The 18,112-nt window shown below is 64.6% G+C and carries 7 protein-coding genes and 1 pseudogene; 2 read left to right on the top strand and 6 right to left on the bottom strand.

Features of this window, described 5'->3' with window-relative positions:
• Position 1 precedes the first annotated feature (1 nt).
• The 5 genes and pseudogenes from PSm6_RS25195 to PSm6_RS25175 form a co-directional block, all read right to left on the bottom strand.
• A complete protein-coding gene (locus PSm6_RS25195; protein ID WP_021221720.1) occupies positions 2-1,867 on the bottom strand; it encodes a DUF2341 domain-containing protein in 1,866 nt (621 codons plus the stop codon).
• Positions 1,868-1,898: 31 nt separating this feature from the next.
• Positions 1,899-3,548 carry a ShlB/FhaC/HecB family hemolysin secretion/activation protein gene (locus tag PSm6_RS25190; protein WP_021221721.1) on the bottom strand — a complete coding sequence of 550 codons (1,650 nt, stop codon included), beginning with the start codon at positions 3,546-3,548 and terminating at the stop codon, positions 1,899-1,901.
• Positions 3,549-3,872: 324 nt separating this feature from the next.
• Positions 3,873-4,245: pseudogene (locus PSm6_RS30780) on the bottom strand (transposase); the annotation flags it as partial.
• A gap of 535 nt (positions 4,246-4,780) precedes the next feature.
• Positions 4,781-5,062 carry a hypothetical protein gene (locus tag PSm6_RS25180; RefSeq protein WP_021221724.1) on the bottom strand — a complete coding sequence of 94 codons (282 nt, stop codon included), beginning with the start codon at positions 5,060-5,062 and terminating at the stop codon, positions 4,781-4,783.
• A gap of 975 nt (positions 5,063-6,037) precedes the next feature.
• Entirely contained in the window at positions 6,038-6,931 is an 894-nt protein-coding gene (locus tag PSm6_RS25175; RefSeq protein ID WP_265168539.1) for a LysR family transcriptional regulator, read from the bottom strand.
• Positions 6,932-7,077: 146 nt separating this feature from the next.
• On the opposite strand from PSm6_RS25175, the gene PSm6_RS25170 reads away from it, so the two are divergent.
• The gene (locus PSm6_RS25170) at positions 7,078-8,055 is read left to right on the top strand and encodes a hypothetical protein (protein ID WP_265168538.1); all 978 of its coding nucleotides are present in this window, start codon (positions 7,078-7,080) and stop codon (positions 8,053-8,055) included.
• A 126-nt stretch (positions 8,056-8,181) separates the two neighbouring features.
• The gene (locus PSm6_RS25165) at positions 8,182-8,958 is read left to right on the top strand and encodes a sulfite exporter TauE/SafE family protein (RefSeq protein ID WP_265168537.1); all 777 of its coding nucleotides are present in this window, start codon (positions 8,182-8,184) and stop codon (positions 8,956-8,958) included.
• Positions 8,959-9,316: 358 nt separating this feature from the next.
• Here PSm6_RS25165 and PSm6_RS25160 read toward each other — a convergent pair whose 3' ends face one another.
• Entirely contained in the window at positions 9,317-18,034 is an 8,718-nt protein-coding gene (locus PSm6_RS25160; protein ID WP_265168536.1) for a filamentous hemagglutinin family protein, read from the bottom strand.
• Positions 18,035-18,112 lie beyond the last annotated feature (78 nt).

Here is an 18,112-nt window from a genome sequence, read left to right as displayed (position 1 = left end):
CTCAAGCGGTCAGCGGTGCGCTGCCGGCATGGAAACCCCGCCGGTGCGCCGTTTCGCTGAACTGGGATTCGCCGTGCACTTCGGCCAGGCGGGTGACGAATTCGTCGACGAACACCCGCATGTCGGCGCTGACCTCGCGGTTGCGCGTGGTCAGGCGGTTGTAGCCGAACAGCGCGGGGATGGCGACGAACAGGCCCATGGCGGTGGCCAGCAACGCGGCGGCCATGCCGGGGGCGATGGCGTTGATGTTCACATCGCCGGCCATGGCGGTGCCGAGGAACACCACCATGATGCCCAGCACCGTACCCAGCAGGCCGATGTAGGGGCCGCCGGCGATGGCGTTGGACAGCGTCGAGAGGCGCGAGGACAGCTGCTGGTTCTCACGGGTGCGCACGCCGTCCATGGAGGCGCGGATGGCTTCGATGGTGGCGGCGGAAATGGACGAGGTGTCGGCGCCCTGGTCGCGACGGGTGCGGATCTCCTTCACCGCCACCTGGTACAGGCGCCAGAGCGAGGAATCCACCAGCCCCTCGTTGAGGGCGCGGTCGTCGGCGAGCATTTCCAAGCGGGTGCCGACGCGAGCGAACTGCTCGCGGAACAGCTGGTTGGAGCGGGTCACGCGGGCCACGCTGCGGCTCTTGCGGATCATGATCACCCAGGACTGGATCATCATCAGCACCAGGACGGCGATGATCACCCAGGCGTCCACCGGCACCGCCTTGAGCAGGAAGCCGAGGCTGCCGAAACCGAAGCCGGACTGTTCTTCATCCACGCCATAGACCACCAGGCGCGATTCGGCGCCCTGGGCGGTGGCGTCGGCGAGGATCAGCGCCGCCGGGCGCGCCACCTTGGACAGGCGCAGCTCGTCGATGGCGCCGGCGAAGGCACCGAAGGCGGCCGGGGCCGGGGCCGGGGTCTCGGCGGTGGCGCCTTCGACGGGTGCAGCCGGTGCGGCCTGGGTGTTCGGCAGGTCGGCGCCGATGGCGATCACCGAAGCGAAGGCCGGCAGCGACAGTGCCAGGCTGCCGGATTCGCGACCATTCACGTACAGGCGCAGGGCGCTGCCGTCGGCGCTCAGGGCCAGGTGCTGCCACTGCCCGGCGGCCAGGGCCTGGGTGGCCTGGGCGCGCTGGCCGTTGACCTCGACGAAGGGCAGGCCCTGGGCCAGGCCCAGCAGCAGCGTGTTGCCGCCGTCGCGACGGGCCAGCAGCAGCTGGTCACCGGCGGACTGGTCGGCGCGCACCCAGGCGCTGAAGGTGAAAGCGCCACCGGCCGGCAGGGCCAGGGACGGGCTGGCCGGCAGCATCAGCGGCTGGCCGTTGAGCTGGGCGGCGCGGCCGATCACCCCGTCGATGCTGCTGGCGGGCGGCGTCTGCCCGTGGTTGCCGTAGGCGGTGGTGTCACGGGGGGGCGCGCCGACGGCGCCGTCGAAGTGGTAGACCAGGCTGTAGTCGGGATCGAAGGTCAGCTGGCCGTTGCCGGTGGCCGGGGCCTTGGCGTTGCCGTAGTACATCCAGATGTCCTGGCGCTGGCCGCCTTCCACCTGGGGCACGTCGACCCAGATCAGCGCCATGCCCATCAGCGGGTCGAAGCTTTCCACCTGGTGGTTGAGCACGGTCTTGTCATCGGCGGCGACGAAGCGGATGTCCGAGCCGTTCTCGTTGACCCCGTCGAAGCTGAAGTTGCCGGTGTGCAGGCGTACCAGCAGCGGCGTGCGCCCGGCGGCCTGGTCGATGGCCGCGCCCTGGGGCGTGGTGTCGACGGAAATCTGCTTGCGGTAGAGCCAGTCGTCCTGCCACCAGGCACTGGCGATCGCCGGGTACATAAGCCCCAGGCTGATGAGCGCGGTGAAGATCAAGCGTTGCATGTGTGTCACTCCGAAGTCTGTGCCTGTGGGGTCAGAAGTTCGCCTGCACGCTGAAGTGCACGCGCGGGTCTCGTTTTTTGGTGTTGGGGCCGTCTTTCAGCGGGTAGCCCCAGTCGAGGCTGCCGGACAGCCATTCGCGCAGCGTGGCGCGGGTGCCCAGGCCCACGCTGGCGAGGCTGTAGCTGTCTTCCTGGTCGGGCAGCGGGTCCTGCAGGGAGAGGTGCGCGCCCTCGGCGAAGGCGTAGAAGCGCCAGTCCTCGACATGGCTGCCCAGGCCCTTGCCAAGGAAGCTGACCAGCGACGGCGTGCGCAGCTCCTGGGAGAGCAGCCAGCCGTCGTCGCCGGTGCGCTCGGCGGCCAGGTAGCCGCGCACGCTGGTGGCGCCGCCGGCGGAGAACTGCTCGTTGGAGACCAGCGGCCCGGAGGCCAGCTGGAAGCCCAGCTTGGAGGCCGACTGCCAGTCAGCGCCGAAGCCGAAGGTGTAGGTGGCGTCGCCCTTGAACACGGCGAAGCTGGGGTTGGCGCGGTAGCGCTTGTAGTCGAACTCCTCGGCGTCGCTGCCGTAGCCGAGGAACTCGCGGGTGCCGGCCACCAGCGACAGGCCGAGGCCCAGCTGCGAGGCCTCGGTGTAGCGGTAGCCGTTGTAGCCCAGGGTGATGGGGGCGTACTTGAGCGGCACCTTGTCTTCGGCGCCGCCGAACTGCAGCGACTCCTCGAAATCCTTGAAGTCCACGCCCACCGACAGCGAGTGGGCCCAGGGGCCTTCCGGCGGCAGGCCGTAGATCAGCGAGGCGCCGTAGGAGTGGCCCTTGCCGAGCACGTTGCTGCCGCCGATGGTGGCCACGTCGCTGTCGGACTGGTAGCCGGAGAACTGCAGCGTCCAGCGCTCGTCCAGGGGCGCGGCGTAGGAGCCGGACCAGACCTCGGCGTTGTTGCGGTCCTCGGGGGCGGTGAAGTAGGTCAGCGAGGCGCTGTGGCCGCGCTGGAAAAGGTTGTTGTAGCCGAGGCTGACCACGGAGCGCAGCTTCTCGGTGTCGGCGCTGTAGTCGTTGTTCAGGCCGACGCTGGCCTGCCAGGGGTTCTTGTCCTCCACCTGCAGGTCCACGTCCATGGTTCCTGGGCGCTGGCCCTCGCGTACCAGTGGCACCACCTGGCGCCCGGGGTTGCGGTTGATCGCCGCCAGTTCGCCCTGGACCTTGGCGAAGTCGGGCACCTTGCCCTCCTCCAATGCCGGTACGTCATCGAGGATGGCCACCGGCGAGTAGTGCTTGGCACCGACCACGCGCACGCGGCCGACCTTGGTTTCGCTGACCTGCAGGTAGACCACGCCGCCTTCGACCTGCTGCTCCGGCAGCTCGACGAACACCGACTGGTAGCCCTTGCCCTGGTAGCGCTGCTGCAGGGCGTCGCGGGCACCCTCGATGTCGGCGAGGCTGCGCTGCGGGCCGAGGAAGGGATAGACCGCCTCCTCGATGTCGCGGGCTTCCAGCACCGTGTTGCCGCGCACCACGTATTCGTTAACGTCGACCAGCCGCGCCGGAGCGTCGGCGCTCGCCACCGGCTGCGCCCCCTCCTCCGCGAACACCGGCGCGGCGTGGATCGCCAGGGCCAGGCAGGCCGGCGCGAACGGCAGGCTCAGGGCCGCGGCGACGCCTCGTTGGTTGAATGACAGATGACCCACACAGCCCCCTCGTGAAATGGCGCCCGGCATCCCCGGGCTGCCTTCCGTGCAGGCGTGGCCGCGCCGAACGCGCGCACCCCACCGCATCAGTGAACGTTTCGTTGTTGGTTCGCAGGCCGCCTCAGCGTTGCCTTGCGCCGGCGGCGGGCCGGGCCAGCCAGGTGTGCAGCTGGGCGAAGTTCAGCGAGAACTCCGGCATCTGCATCAACCCGCCGGAGAACACCTCGCCTATCACCCGCTCGATCAGGCGTACCGCCTGGGGGTTGTCCAGCACCACGCCGAGATCACGGACGAAGGTGGCAAAGCCCCAGACCCGCTGGTTCAGCTCGAGGCCGACGAACCAGCGGAACAGCAGGTTGTAATTGAGCTGCTCGTAGAGCTGCTTCTCGCTGGGCAGCGAATAGAGCAGTTGCAGCAGCAACGCATGGAGCAAGGCCGGCAGCGGCACCTGCAGCTGCTGGGTGGCCGCCCAGCCCTGGAGTTCGGCCAAGGCCTTGCCCATCACCTCGTCGATCTGCGGTCGCAACAGGACCAGCGAATGGCCGGGCGGGATGTAGCTGGACACTTCCTTGAGGGCGCTCTGCCAGTCGTCCTGGGACACGATCCAGACCCAGGGTGCGCCGTAGCGGTAGACCGAGACCGGCTTCTTGCGGGCCGCCTCGACGATTTTCGACAGCCGCTGGTCAAGCTCCTGCATCCCCACTTTCGAGTAACCGTCCATATTCCCCATCGCCCTTGTTCCAGTGGCCTCGGCACGCCCGCAAACCGCGGGCGAAAGTCGTCGCCATCCCTGGCGACACGTTCCCTCTCGGCGATATCCCTCGCCGTTGACGCTCCGTACATCACCTTGACCGGGGCCGGACGGCACCACCGAACTTTTGTCATCGAATCTTCATGAACGGAGGACGGCGGGAAGGGCCTGGCGGGGTGAAAAGCGTCTGGAATGGGCATTACAGGGAAGCCACGCCCACCTCCGCCCGGTGGATGCGAAGAGCGGCATCCACCCTACGCACGGCCCTGCCCCGCGCCTCGCTCAGCTTTTCGTAGGATGGGTAGAGCGCAGCGAAACCCATGCGGCGGATCTCGCAGCACCTTCCAGGATCGCCAAGGGCTGCGCTCGGAAACGTGCTGTCCGGGGCACCCGGAACCTCTGCCATCTCGGCCGAAACGGCTCGCCTGAAATGAAGAAGCCCGGCTGATGCCGGGCCTCTTCATGGGGGTACGTAAAGGGCTTAGCGACGAACGCCCAGGCGATCACGCCGCACCGCCTCGCGGGCGGCACGGAACAAGTCGCTGGCATCGGACAACAGCAAATAGGCCGCGTCGGCCACATTGGCCAGATCACGCCCATCGACACAGGAGCCCTCCATGCACGAGAGACTGGCGAGCAAATCTCGCGCAGCAACCAGGCGGTACTCGGCTGTCTCCTGGAGTTCCATGTAGGACCGGCTGCCATCGAGCAAGAGGACAGAAGCACCGGAAGGGTTGGCGGAGAGCGGGCGCAGGTCAGCCATGACGAACACCTCCATCACTGCAACGGTGGCTGGGTGCGAATACAGAAGAAATGAAGCTACCGAGAGCCGCGCGAGTCATGACGTGATGCTCCTAGAGTGAGAGCCATCACCCCTCGCGGCCAAGCGAAGGAAATGGGTGACGGCTGTACGCAGGTTGGCCGACCGGGACTCTAGGTGCCCGGCACACCCGAAGGTGTCCCGCGCACAGCCGCCATAACACGACGTCGCAGGCATGAAAAAAGCGCCTGCAATCGGATGGTCGGCGCCTGTGCGCCTAGAGAGTTCGACCGGCCAAGGTCGGCTGCGGGATTGACCGCAACGGGCGGACTATATGAGGCAGTGGGAAAGCCTGCAAGGGCAGTTTTGCATGTGAGTGGAGGAAGCACCGTGCTTGAGCGCTTGCTTTAAAACCACAAAAAGCTAACGCAGAAAGAGCGTTTTCATTTGAGCATGGGAAGCCAGGTTCTTAGGACGTGGTCATGAGTCATCGGTTTTGCTTGTGAGGATTCAACCGGAGGACCCGGCAGGATCGTAGGGTGTGCCGTGTGCGCACCGCCGCACGGTGCTTCCGGCGAGCCACTGATAGGGTGAAAAGCGTCTGGAATGGGCATTACAGGGCGCCCATGCCGGCCTCCACCTGGTGGATGCGAAGAGCGGCATCCACCCTACGCACGGCCCTGCCCCGCGCCTCGCTCAGCTTTCGTAGGATGGGTAGAGCGCAGCGAAACCCATGCGGCGGATCTCGCAGCCCCTTCCAGGATCGCCAAGGGCTGCGCTCGGGACCGTGCTGTCCGGGGCACCCGGAACCTCTGCCATCTCGGCCGAAACGGCTCGCCTGAAATGAAGAAGCCCGGCTGATGCCGGGCCTCTTCTTCTGGTCACGCTATTCATGAGTGAGCGGGTGATCTGAACGTTTTTGATCGGTTTGCTGCTTTCAATATCAGCGAAGTCTGAGGTCGGTGGAAAATGCCGGGCTCATTCAGGCCGTTCCTGGAATGTACTGATGTTTCTGAACTCATCCGTTATCAATTCTGCAAAGGCATCCCGTGCTCGATGCAATCCAATATTCTTGTTCCAGATGAAGTAATTCTGTATTGGCGTCAGGTCGTCGAAGGCATAGCCTTTTATATTGCCAATCTTCTTGTACTGCTCGAACACGCCAGAGGGAACCAGAGAAACCCCCGCACCTGCACTGACGCAGCCAAGAATGGTTCCATAGCTCGCGATGCTGGTTATCGGTGTTGATACCTGTGCGGCCTTTAGCCAGCGCTCAAGGGCATGGCGATAAGGGCAGCCTTCAGGCCACATAAAAATATTCAGATTGTTGACATCATCAGCAGAGGTGATTTCGCCTATGGAGTCTGATGCGATCAGTATCAAGGGCTCTTTGTATATTTCCAGCTGGGCAATGTCAGCGTGGTCGCTCTTTACGGCGATGATTGCGCCATCCAACTTGTGCCCAATAATCTCGGCGACTAATTGTGACCACGTGCCGGTACTGAACTGCATGTGCACACTCGGGTAGTGCACATGGTAACGGGACAGTAGAGCAGGTAGGCGGCCAGTCGCGGCTGATTCGATAGCGCCTATCTTGAGCACCCCGGCTGGTGTCGCCTCAGGGTCAAGCGCTCTTTTCGCCTCTTGGCAAGTATCGAGAATCTTGTTCACGTAACCGAGAAGCAACTCACCGGAAGGGCTTATGATCAGCCCCCGACCTTTACGTATAAAAAGACTCACTCCAAGTTCCTGCTCCAACAGTTTTATCCTGTTGGTAATGTTGGAGGGGACGCAATGCAATATCTTGGAGGCTTTGACAATACTTCCCTGCTCTGCAGTCACTTTAAACATTTTGAGTTGCGACAGTTCCATTGCTGCACCGACGATTCATTTAAAGTGAATAGTGGCGTGATTATAAATTACTTGTTTGGCGCGTACAAGTGACCTAGCTTCGTGCCCGCCCTTAACTTGAAGCGACAACACGTCCGCTCACACACTTTATGGAAGAAGGTTAAGCAATGAATTCTATTGTTATGGAAAGCAATATAGTTGTGCCCCAGCATCAACTATCCATGCAGCAATTTGGCGAGGCATTTATTGAAGATCTTCCCAAGCACTTTGCAGCCTTGAAGATACCTGGCCGAGTGATTTGCGGTGATCAGCGTAAAGCTGCAATTCCTGCACACGTGGATCAGGTGCCCGCTATCCAGTTGGCGATGCATGAAGTGCTAGGCCATGAAACAACTCAAGCGTCGCAGGATTGGACAGAGAAGAGCTTCAATGCGTTTTTAGAGAAAGCGGTTGTCGATGAAGGTGTGCTGAAATTCTTCAATGGCTGGAATGAAACCCATAAGACCACAAGCCTGGTTTCAGCAAAAATAATCATGCGACTGGCTGCTGACGCAGGCGCGATTCCTGCTCACCAGCAATCCCTGTACAACAATGTCATGGCACATATGCATGAAGTGGCCAAGGATGACTTCGGTCTCGGCCATGAAGGGCACGATGGCATGTACGGATACATGACGTCCGCGTTCGGCGCTTCGCGCTGGGTCGAAAGTCAATATGTCGTACCCGGTTGCAATGAGTTTTCAGGCTTCCTCTACAGAGTAGGCATCGCAGAAAACAAATCGCCTTTGAATTCCCATGAATACAAGCGCTCCATGCTGGAGGCCATGATGACGTCGGTGGCGTCAGAGCTCTGGAATGGTCGTGAATATAACTATATTGCGCAATATATCGAGGAGAAGCTAAACGCCGTCAATCCAGATCTTCGCGCTGACGTGAAGGCGCTTCGGAATGCCAAGGGTTATGTCATGGGGCATTCAGGAGAGGTGGAGAACAGGCATGGATTGCATGCGTTGGCCGCCGCTCAGGCCTATTGCCGATTCGCCGACTTGGAGTTTGATATCCATCGCCTGAAAGAAATCATGATTGATTATAACGGCCGTGTTGGAAAGGCATTCAGTAGCTTGCACGAGGCGTTAACTGCTTGATCGTGTTTTAAAACTGCTTGCCGCTGATGCGATGCGGCTGCGCATCAGCGGTTTCGCTCATCTGATCTCTGCATGGATACGGCTTCGGGAGATGATGTGAACAGTGGAAGGTGAAGAGATGTTTTCATGACCGTTGAATACACCCTCGTCGCATTGGGTTTTTTTGCATTCTGCGGCGGTTTAATCGATGCAGCAGTTGGAGGTGGGGGGCTTGTTCAGGTGCCTGCCCTGCTTCATGCGCTCCCTCAGCAAAGCCTGGCGACGGTCTTCGGAACCAATAAGCTGGCCGTGCTGCTAGGGAATTGCTTTTCCATATCCCGCTACCTGAGACGCATACATATTGCTTGGAAATTAATTCTTCCAACCATGATTGCTGCCTTTATTTTCTCTTTTCTAGGTGCTTTCTCTGTTTCATTGATACCTAAAGAGGCAATGGAGTACGTCGTCTTTGTGGTGTTGATAGTGATGGCTGTCTATACCTTTGCCAAGAAGGACTTAGGCCGAGTTCATCGATCTGTCGAACATGGGCCAAAAGAGATTGTGCTGGGCGTTTTCTTTGGCGCGATACTGGGGTTTTATGACGGCGTATTTGGCCCTGGCAGCGGGAGTCTTTTGCTGTTTGTTTTTGTAAAGTACTTCGGCTTCGATTTTCTTAATGCGTCGGCTTCGGCCAAGCTCGTTAATTTGGGCACCTTCAGTGCTGCGCTCTTCTTCTTCGTACCCTCAGGTAATGTGCTCTGGCTTATCGGTGGCATGGTGAGCCTGTGCAATATCGCCGGCGCCCTCACCGGCGTGTTCTTAGCACTTCGTTATGGAAGTGGATTCATTCGGATTTTCTTCCTGGTTTTATTGGTGTTCCTGATAGGGCGCATGGGGTTCTCAATTTTTATTGAGGCCCCGTGACATAGACTCCCCCGTTCACGCAGCTCGCTACTGGCGATAGCCGTAACCCCCTCTCCTCACTATGGCGCCGGGAACTTCGCTCAAGCCCTTCCCCGCCCGCCCATGTAGGGCAGCAGAGACTAGCCAAGGCACCCTTGTAGGAGCCAATTCATTCGCCAAGGACCGCGCAGCGGTCCCCTGAGCCGCACTTAAATCCTCGCCAACCTCGAGCGTACGGCGCTCCGCTTCAGCCCACCGATCTTGGCGTGTTTCGAGGCCCAACTGCGGTTGCCCCCACTCCCCCAACAAAAAAAGAGCGGCAGTCGCCTGCCGCCCTCGGGAAAGGGGTACCGCCCCGCAGGGCGGTGAAGGGGTGGGATCAAAGCGTCAGGTTGCGCTGTTCCTCCGGGGTCAGCTGGTTGCGTGCCTGGTCGTCCAGTTGGCCGGCGCCGAGCACCTGCACGCTGCTGCCGGGGTCGTAGGTCGGCGTGCGGCTGGCGCCCTCGTTGGTGGGCTCCACCCGCTCGTTGCCGAAGCCCAGTACCTGCACCGTGAAGATCGACGGCTGGCGCTGGCGCGAGGCGGCCTGCTGGTCGCGGGCCACGCCTTCGGCGGCGTCGCTGGCGGAGCTGGCCGCCGAACTGGCCGAGGACAGCGCGCCGGTGTTCACCGCAGCCACCACCGGCACGCCGTTGGACTTGCCCTGCACCTGGATGTTGGCGGCGTTGACCACCTGCAGCGCGGCGATGTTGACGTTGCCGGAGACGCGGATGCCCGCCTCCCCCGCATCGATGGTGCCCAGGGGCGCCAGCAGGTCGATGTCGCCCGACGGCACCTCAGCGATGGGGGCCAGGGTGGCGATGCCGGCGCCGGTACTGGGCACGCTCGGCGACAGGGTGACGTTGCCCCAGTTGTCGTAGACCCGGCGCGGCGGTGTGTACACCAGGGTGGTCTTGGAGCCACGCCCGGCGTTGATGTCGCCGGCCGAGGACCAGGCCAGGATGTCCCCGCCGAAGGTGGTCATGATGCGGCTCTGGCCCAGCAGCACGCTGCCATTGGCGAACAGCTGGATGTCCCCCGCGCCCTGGGTGATGACCCCGGCGGTGGACGGCGGCGCCTCGCCCTCGATGCCGAACACCTGCTGCCCGCCCGGGGTGAGCATCTGGATGCCGCCACCGAAGTTGGTGTGCACCCCGGCCCCGCCGTACATCGTGATGTCGCCCTGGTAGAGGATCGGGTTGCCGGCCACGTCGTGGGTGGGGAACAGCGCGGCGATGGCGTTGCGGCCCCGCAGGTAGCTGCCGAAGCGCGGGCTCTCCGCATCGTTGTACTCGCGGCCACCGGCACGCAGCTCGGCGAAGTAGATATCCCGGGCGAACACCCGCTGCTGCTCCGCCGGCAGCGCGGCGTAGTAGGCGCGTGCTTCCTCGCTCGTGCCGCTGAAGCCGAAGCGCTCGGCCAGCCAGGCCGCCAGTTCCACCTCGTAGGTCTTGGCCACGCTGCCACCCGCCAGGCTGCCGCCGGCCTCGACGCGGTTGGCCGGGTCCAGGTAGCGCTGGGCGAAGGCCAGGTAGTCCGGGCCGCTGCCGACGCCGGCCTGCATGACGATGTCCGCCCCCGGCCGGTTGTCGCCCGGCACGATGGCGCCGAGGCTGGTCACCGCGGCCTTGTCTTCCATCAGGATGTTGCGCCCGGCACTGATCTCCAGGGTGCCGGGGCCGGCGACGTTGAAGGTGCTGTAGAGGATGTCGCGGCCGGCCGAGACGATGGAGATGTCGGCCGGGTCGTCGTGGATGAAGAGGTTGCCGGTGCTGGTGGCCAGGCCTGCGAACTGCGGCAGCAAGGTGCCGGTCAGTTGGCCGCTGTTGACGATATCGCGGCCGGCCATGATGCGCGCCGGCCGAGACGCTTCGTACCAGGTCTCGCCCGCCCTCGGTGCACTGGCGAAGGTGATGATCTCACCGGTACGCAGGCCGATGATGTCGCCGTTCAGGGCGTAGAAACGGGCCGGCTCATCGGCACCGCGGTAGGCGCTGCGGGTCCCCGTGCCACCAAAGGCGAACAGGCTGCGCCCGAGGACCCCGGCACCCGACAGGTCTCCTTGATTGGCGCCTCTGGAATCGAGGTAGTAGAACGCCGGGTTGAAGGGAGTGGCCAGGCTGGAAACCGGTGCATTGCTGGGCGTGACGGCATAACCGCCGGCATAGATCGAGTCGCCTGCCAGGAATTCCAGCTGCGCTCGGCTGCCGGGTGCCAGCAACAACGAATAGTGGGTGGTGTTCAGGCTGTTGTCCGTCCACAACGCCGATGGGCCGTAGTAAAAGCTGCCGCCCGGTGCTGTGGCACGCAGGATCGACGGGTAGACGAAGCGGCCATCGGTGGCGGAGAAGTCCAGGCCGCTACGAACACTGTCGTTGGAGCCCGCAGGAAGCTCACCGACCTGCGTCGAGGGGGTGAGGTTGCCGCCTGCGGAGAACAGGTCGATGGCCGTGTGGTCGGTCCACAGGCTGAACCAGGAGCGGCCAATGCTCTTGCCGCCATCGAGATCCACCGGCTGCCAGTTGCGTGCCTGGGTCCGCCCTGCATCGGACGCCGCGCCAAGCACCAGATCACCCCGTGCGTCCAGGCTGATGGTGGCGTCTCCCGGCACCAGTATCAGGCCGCCGGTGGCGCTGGCCATGGTGGCCTTGAAGGGATCGTAGGCACGGCTTTCGCGGGGGTCCTGCAACATCTGCATCGGCCCAGTGACCTGCTCGATGCCGCCGAAGGAGCCCGCACCGGCACGCACGGCGCCACGCAGGTTGGCCAGGCTGCCGTTCAGGTCATGGCGTTGTGCGACCGGGCGGCTCCGGTCGTCCAGCATCGCGCGCGCCGTCAAGGCCGGGTTGAGCCCACCGCCGACCTTCAGATCGAGGTCGCCACCGCCGGTAAGCACCAGTTCACCGTCCACCCTACGCCCGGTCGAGCCCACCGCCAGTACCAGCCCCTGGCTGCGGGTGGCGATGAGGTTATACAGGGTGCCCCGGGCCGCCAGCATGCCGGCGTCGCCGCCGACACGTACATCGAGGTTGCCGCCGCCCAGGGTTCCGAACCCGGTGAAGCCGGTGAAGGCGACGTTGTCCTGGAAGGGCATGTAGGTGCCGAAGTTGATCCACCAGGCGGTGGGCACCTCGCCGTTGACTCCACCGCCCTGGCGCCACAGCCAGCTGCCGACGCTTGAGCTTTCAGGCTGGTCGAGTCCGCCACTGCCCACCAGCTTGGAACCGAGGATATCGCCGGTCAGGTCGCCGCCGACGGAAAGCAGCAGGTTGCCGCCATGATCGGGGTACCAGGCGCGATAGAGGCTGCTGGAGCCGCCATTGACCAGGGCTTCGTAGCTGCCGCCGTTCTTGCCCAGTACCGTCGTATCGAGCGTGCCGTTAGAAAGCTGAGTGAAGGCCCGTGGCTGATTGAAGACTGCTGACGCTGCCAGATCCAGGGAAGAGGTGCCGGCCGTATAGATGCCGTACAGGGACTGCATTTTGAAATCGCCAGCACTGATCAGGTCCAGGTCGCCGGTACCGACCCGGAGCACGCTGAAGCGACTGGTTCCCAGTGCGTATTCATATTCCGTTGGCGCCTGCGTATTTCCACCGCTACACAAACTGGCCCAGGCGCAGACCTCGTCCTCGGAGATGGCGAACTCCAACGCGACTTCCGCCACGGGCCTCCCTGCCTGGGAAGCGTCCCCATAGAACACCGTGGAGCCCTCGGCAGTCAGCAGGCGCGGTGACGCCGCTGCATTGCACAGGCTGGCCCAGGCACAGACCTCGTCCTCGGTGATGGCGAATTCGGCTGCCACGTCCGCCACGGATTTACCGGCGTGGGATTCGTCCCCGTAGAAGGTCATGGAGCCTTCGGCCGTCAGCGTGCGCGGAGCGGTCGTTGCCTTGCACAGGCTGTCCCAAGCGCAGACCTCATCCTCGGAGATGGCGAACTCCGCTGCCACGTCCGCAACGGGCTTGCCGGCATGGGACTCGTCGCCATAGAACACCATCGAGCCTTCTGCCGTGAGCACTCGCCCACCTGTGGGCTGCCCGGGCTTGGCGGTCACCAGGTAGCCGTAGTGCGTATCAGCCACGCGAAGCTCACCCCGCTCGGCGTAGGGGTCCACCAGGCGGGTGTCTGCCGCCTGCAGATCGGCGCCTGCCACGGCGCGCAACGACCAGGACTGAGTGCCTTCGGCCAGCATCTGCGCGGCGGCCCAGTTGCGCCCTTTGCCATCCCCGCCACGCAGGTTGATCTTCTCCACACCGGCGGCGAGCTTGACGTCGGTTCCGGCTGGGATGAGCGCCCCCAGGGCCAGGGTCAGGCTGCCGGCCTGGATCACCACATCCGGATGGCTGCTGTTGACAGCGCGCAGCGGATTGTTCGGCAACGCCACGCCCTTGGGCCAGTTCATGCCCGTGACCGCCGTGTCGCCCACCAAAAGCGTGCCGGCGCCGAGGATCATGTCCTTGGCCAGGGTGATATCGGCGGAGAGTCGCGTACCTGCCGCATAGGCCAGGCTGTTGTCGGCGTTGCGTATATCACCGGAGAGCACGGTGCCGGCTGCCAGCGTCAGGGGCTGATCCAGCGTCGCAGCGATCGGCAGGCGCGTGCCGGACGCCAGGGTCATGGCCTTGATGGGCAGGTCGTAGTTGAGCACGGTCCCCGCCGGGAAGGCGGTGCCATCCTGCAACTCGATACCCGCGCGCGGCACCACCACATCGCCATTGAACATCTGCTTGCCGGGCGTCAGCACCCAGCCGGCGTCGTCCTGGGTTTCCGGCGGCGGCATGAAGCCGTCGTTGACGCTGCCGAACACGGAGAGGTCGCCACCGGCGCGGATCACCAGGTTGCCCACCTCGCCCGAGCCGTAGACGCCATTCAGCTTCTGGGTATGGGGATTGAGGCTTTCGTAGCGATGGCCAGAGAGGTCCAGATCACCCTGCACCACCAGGTCGCCATCAGCGGTCTTGCTGACGATCTCGACGCCCGGGCGCAGGTGGAAGGCATCGGCATAGGTGGCGTTGTTGAGGCCGGCCAGCTTGCCGTTGACCAGCGCGCCATTGGCCAGGGCGTTGCCGATGAAGGCCAGGCTGTCGGTGTGCTTCTGGTTCAGGTAGTCCTGGTCGATCTGCTGGTATTTGTGCCCGTTGACGGGATCGGTGACCTCGCGTGCGTCGTCGTAGCGCTGCACGCCGTTCACCGCGATCAGCCTGGCGCCCTGGATGTCCAGGCTGCCGCTGGCGTCAATGGCGATATCGCCGGCGGTGGCGCCACCCAGACGCGGCGCGTTCAGTTCCAGGGTGCCACGGGCCTTGCCATCATGGCCGCTTGTAGCGGCGGTGCCGTGGCGCAGGTCGATGCGCGCGCCATCGGCCAGGGTCAGCAAGCCGTCGCTGGAGCCCAGTTCCACTGTGGCGCGGTTGGGTGAGTCGATGATCTTGCCGTAGCTGTCCACCCGCAGGCGGGTGCCGTGGGCGTCCAGCAACGCCGTGCCGCTGATGGTCAGGCCCTGCTTGCCGGCCAGGCGGATGGAGCCCACCCGCTCACCGCTGGCATCCACGGTGCCGTTGACGGTGAGCGTGCCGCCATCCACCGAGACGTTGATCTCTCCGGCCCTGAGGCCATCGCCGATCACCAGGTCACCCTGCTTGAGCTGGAAGCTGCGGGCCCCGAATACCTGGCCCTGGTTGAGCCGCTGGTTGAGGGAGGCGAAATCGTCGCTGAGGCTGCCAGCGCCTAGACGCTGCGCACGGATATCGACGCTGCCGGCCTTGAATGGCACCAGGGTGCCGCCAGCGTCGTAATAGCCGCTGCTACCACCGAGGATGCTGCCGCGCAGGTCGACGACCCCTGCATCGGCGGCCAGGGCAGTGGCCTTGAGGCTGCCGCCCTGGTTGTTTTTGGCCGACAGGTCGATCACCGAGCCGGCGGCCTGGCGGATATCGCCGTTGCGGCTTTCCAGGATCAGGTCGCCGCCCCAGCTGTACTTGTTCACGTCGTTGAAGGTGACCTTGCGCCCGGCCAGGTCGATGCGCGCGGCATCGGTGAGGGTCAGCTGTTCCTCGGCCTTGAGGCTCAGCTTGCCGCTGGGCAGCACCACGGCGCCCTCCAGCAGCAGATTGCGGCCGCTGAGGGACAGCTCGGCACCCAGGGCATCACCGCCGATGCTGGGCACTGCATTGCCGTTCGGCGCACTGACACGGATATCGCCGCCGGCAGTGATGTGGTTGACCGAGCCCGCACCGCCGGTCATCACCGGGGTGCTGATGTTCAGGTTGCCGCCGCTGTACTGGAAGCCCTTGCCGGTGACGTAGCCGTCCTGGCGCTGATACACCGACAGGCCGCCCTTGTGGTTGGCGGTGATGCGCTCGCTGGCGTTGAGGTTGACGTTGGCAAAGCCCACGGCCAGACGGTCGCGGATCGTGGCAGCGGTGGGTTGCGTATCCGGCTGATAGCCGAACTCGATGCGCTCGGCGTCGATCACCAGGTTGCCCGCACCGGTGCCGGCACCACCGGCGATGATGGAGCCGGCCTCGTTGTGGGCGCCGTTCCAGATCAGGTTGGAGGTGTGGATGCGCGCAGTGTCCCCCGCCTCGCCCTTGCCGTAGAGGGCCGGGGTGGTCAGCACCAGTTCCTTGAGCCGCGACTTGCCGTCGGCACCGTAGGTATCCAGGCTGGCGTTGCCGAAGAAGTTGAGCGAGTCGCGAGCGCCCAGCACCAGGGTTTCCAGGGCCGGCGCGCCGGTGCTGGTATCACCGCGCAGCAGGCGGTCGAGCACCTGCTGGTTGAGGGTCAGGCCGCTGGGCAGCAGGTTGCGGGCGGCGAGGTCGGCCAGCGCCTCGGCGCTGCCGACATTGATGCCGCCCACTGCCAGGGTCAGGTTGCGGGTGCCATAGTTCACCGCCTCGCCCAGTTCGAAGGCGTTGTCGGTGGCCGTGGCGATGGTGCCCTCGGAGTAGAGCCCGGTGGTACCGCTACAGATGCCATCGCACACGCCGATGCGGATGCTGCCCGGGGCTTTCTGTGGCTCCTGCGGGTTGGCAGCGTCCGGGGCCAGCATGTTCAGGTAACCGTTGGAAACCGCCAGCACGCTGTTGCGCCCCGGCTTGTAGATGTAGCCATCGCGGGAGTCGCGGGGTGCATCGCCCTGGCCCAGGGTGTTGATGCTGGCGCCCTGCTCCACCGTGATGCCACCGGTGGGCCCGGCGGTGACCAGGAAGACTTCCGGGGCCTTGAGGGTCGCGCCGCTGCGCAGTACCAAGTTGGCGGTGCGGGCCACGCTACCGCCCGTGCTGCTGGCACCGTCGTCGAACTGGATGAAGTTGCCGCCCTGGCCGTAGAAGGAGCGCGCATAGGCGCCGATGTTGAGGCTGCCGGCACCGATGGCGTTGAGGGATTCATCGGTCAGGGTCACGCCGTTGAAACCGGCGGTGGCGCCCTGCCCGGCCCTGACGATCTCCAGGTTGCCCGTGGAGGTCTGGGTGATGCTGGAGGTGCTGCCACGCCCGCCCTCCCCGCGCGCCTTGAGCAGTTCGCCGGCGAAGCTGAAGCTGGGCCGGTCGGTGGTGTTGTTCGCAAAACTCAGGTTGAAGGCCTTGGCGTCCCTGGGCATCAACGCGGCGGGAATGCCCAGGCGCGCCGCGTCGGCCTGGAGGAACTGGCTGAAGCGGGTCTCGTTGTACTGGGAGTAGCGGCGCAGCACATCGGCCGGGGTGAGGATCACCTGGCTGGCCAGGCTATCCCGCGCGCCGCTGGCCAGGCCGAGGGTGCCGGCGGTGGACCAGGAGCCATTGCGCATGGCCTGGGTGGCGATGACGCCGCCCTGCCCGGCCAGGCCGTTGACCTCCACGCGGAAGGCCCCCGGCAACAGCGCGTAGGTGGATGGCAGCAGCGTATAGGTGCCCGCCGGCAGGCCCGGCACGCCGGCGCCGAGGGTGATCTGCTGGCCTACCCGGGGGTCGACCGCACCGTCCTCACCCCCTTGGGGCGCATAGCCGGCCTGTACGCCAGGCACGATGGCGTAGACCGGGTTGCTGCCCAGGGCCGGCAGCAGGAAGCCATCGGCACCGTATTGCATCAAGGGGCTGAAACGCGCGTCGGTGGAGCCACCGCGACCGGAGACGAAGCCGGCACCCACCAGCTCGCCGCTGCCGGAAACGTCCACGACCGCACCTTGCTCGACATTGATGACCTGCCCAACGAGGTCGACCTTGCCCGGCATCAGGCTCTGCCCTTCCTTGAGCAGGCTGTTGGACAGGGAGACACCGTCGTAGAGCCAGGTCTTGCCGTCCACCGTGCCGCCGTAGGGGATCACCAGGCCGGCGCCGCTGACAGAAGTCAGGCTGCCGGGCAGCAGGTTGACGATGCTGGCAGGACGGGTGGCGTCGCCCTGGTAGCCGAGTATCAGATCGCCCAGCGGCGCACGCAGGATGCCGCCCTGGTTGATGACGTCCGCCTGCAGGCTGAGCGAGCCGAAGGCCGAGTAGGGAACGGACGGCAGGCCGCTACCGCTGCGGGCGATGTCGATCCTCGATGCACTCACCTGCCCTTTGACACCGGTACCCGGATAGATCTGGGCGGCGCTCATGGCCAGGTTGCCGGGCACTTGCAGGCGCATGGCGCGGGCGTCCTCCGTGCTCAGCAGTCGCATGTCCCCCTGGCTGCTCAGGTGCATATCGGAGAAGGCACGGCGGTCTACTACCTGTGCGCCCCTCTGCAGCATCACGATGCTGCCCCGGGCGCCGAGCCTGACGGAATCACGCACATCCAGCAGGCCTCTGGCCGATAGATTCAACTGCCCCGTGGCAGGGCGCTGCGAACTGCCGACGCGGATGGCGGTGTCCGTACTTGCGCTGTCAGCAGGCGCCCCCAATGCCCCGGCCAGGCGCAGGTAACCACCGCGCAGATCGACCACGGAACCTGCAGCAGCTGTCTCGGCCTGGCCGTAAGTACCGGCATAGAGGTTGAGCGCGTTGGCCATGTCCAGGTTCACAGTGCCGTCGAAGCTGAGCAAACCGGTGCTCAGCAGGGAGAGGTTGTCGAAGCCCCCGCCCACCACCTGATCCACGCCCAGCCGACCGTGTCCGTATTGCAGCCAGGCGGCGCCCTGGCCCGGCTCAACGCCGGTCGGCAGCGTTTCGCCCTG

Source organism: Pseudomonas solani (genome assembly GCF_026072635.1).
Lineage (GTDB): Bacteria > Pseudomonadota > Gammaproteobacteria > Pseudomonadales > Pseudomonadaceae > Metapseudomonas > Metapseudomonas solani.
The sequence above is the reverse complement of the archived record's forward strand: the minus strand, read 5'-3'. Positions and strand labels throughout refer to the sequence as shown.

Bases quoted from the DNA above. Each gene is read 5' to 3' on its own strand.
- PSm6_RS25195 (WP_021221720.1), bottom strand. From the start codon at position 1,867: ATGCAACGCTTGATCTTCACCGCGCTCATCAGCCTGGGGCTTATGTAC.
- PSm6_RS25180 (WP_021221724.1), bottom strand. From the start codon at position 5,062: ATGGCTGACCTGCGCCCGCTCTCCGCCAACCCTTCCGGTGCTTCTGTC.
- PSm6_RS25175 (WP_265168539.1), bottom strand. From the start codon at position 6,931: ATGGAACTGTCGCAACTCAAAATGTTTAAAGTGACTGCAGAGCAGGGA.
- PSm6_RS25170 (WP_265168538.1), top strand. From the start codon at position 7,078: ATGAATTCTATTGTTATGGAAAGCAATATAGTTGTGCCCCAGCATCAA.
- PSm6_RS25165 (WP_265168537.1), top strand. From the start codon at position 8,182: ATGACCGTTGAATACACCCTCGTCGCATTGGGTTTTTTTGCATTCTGC.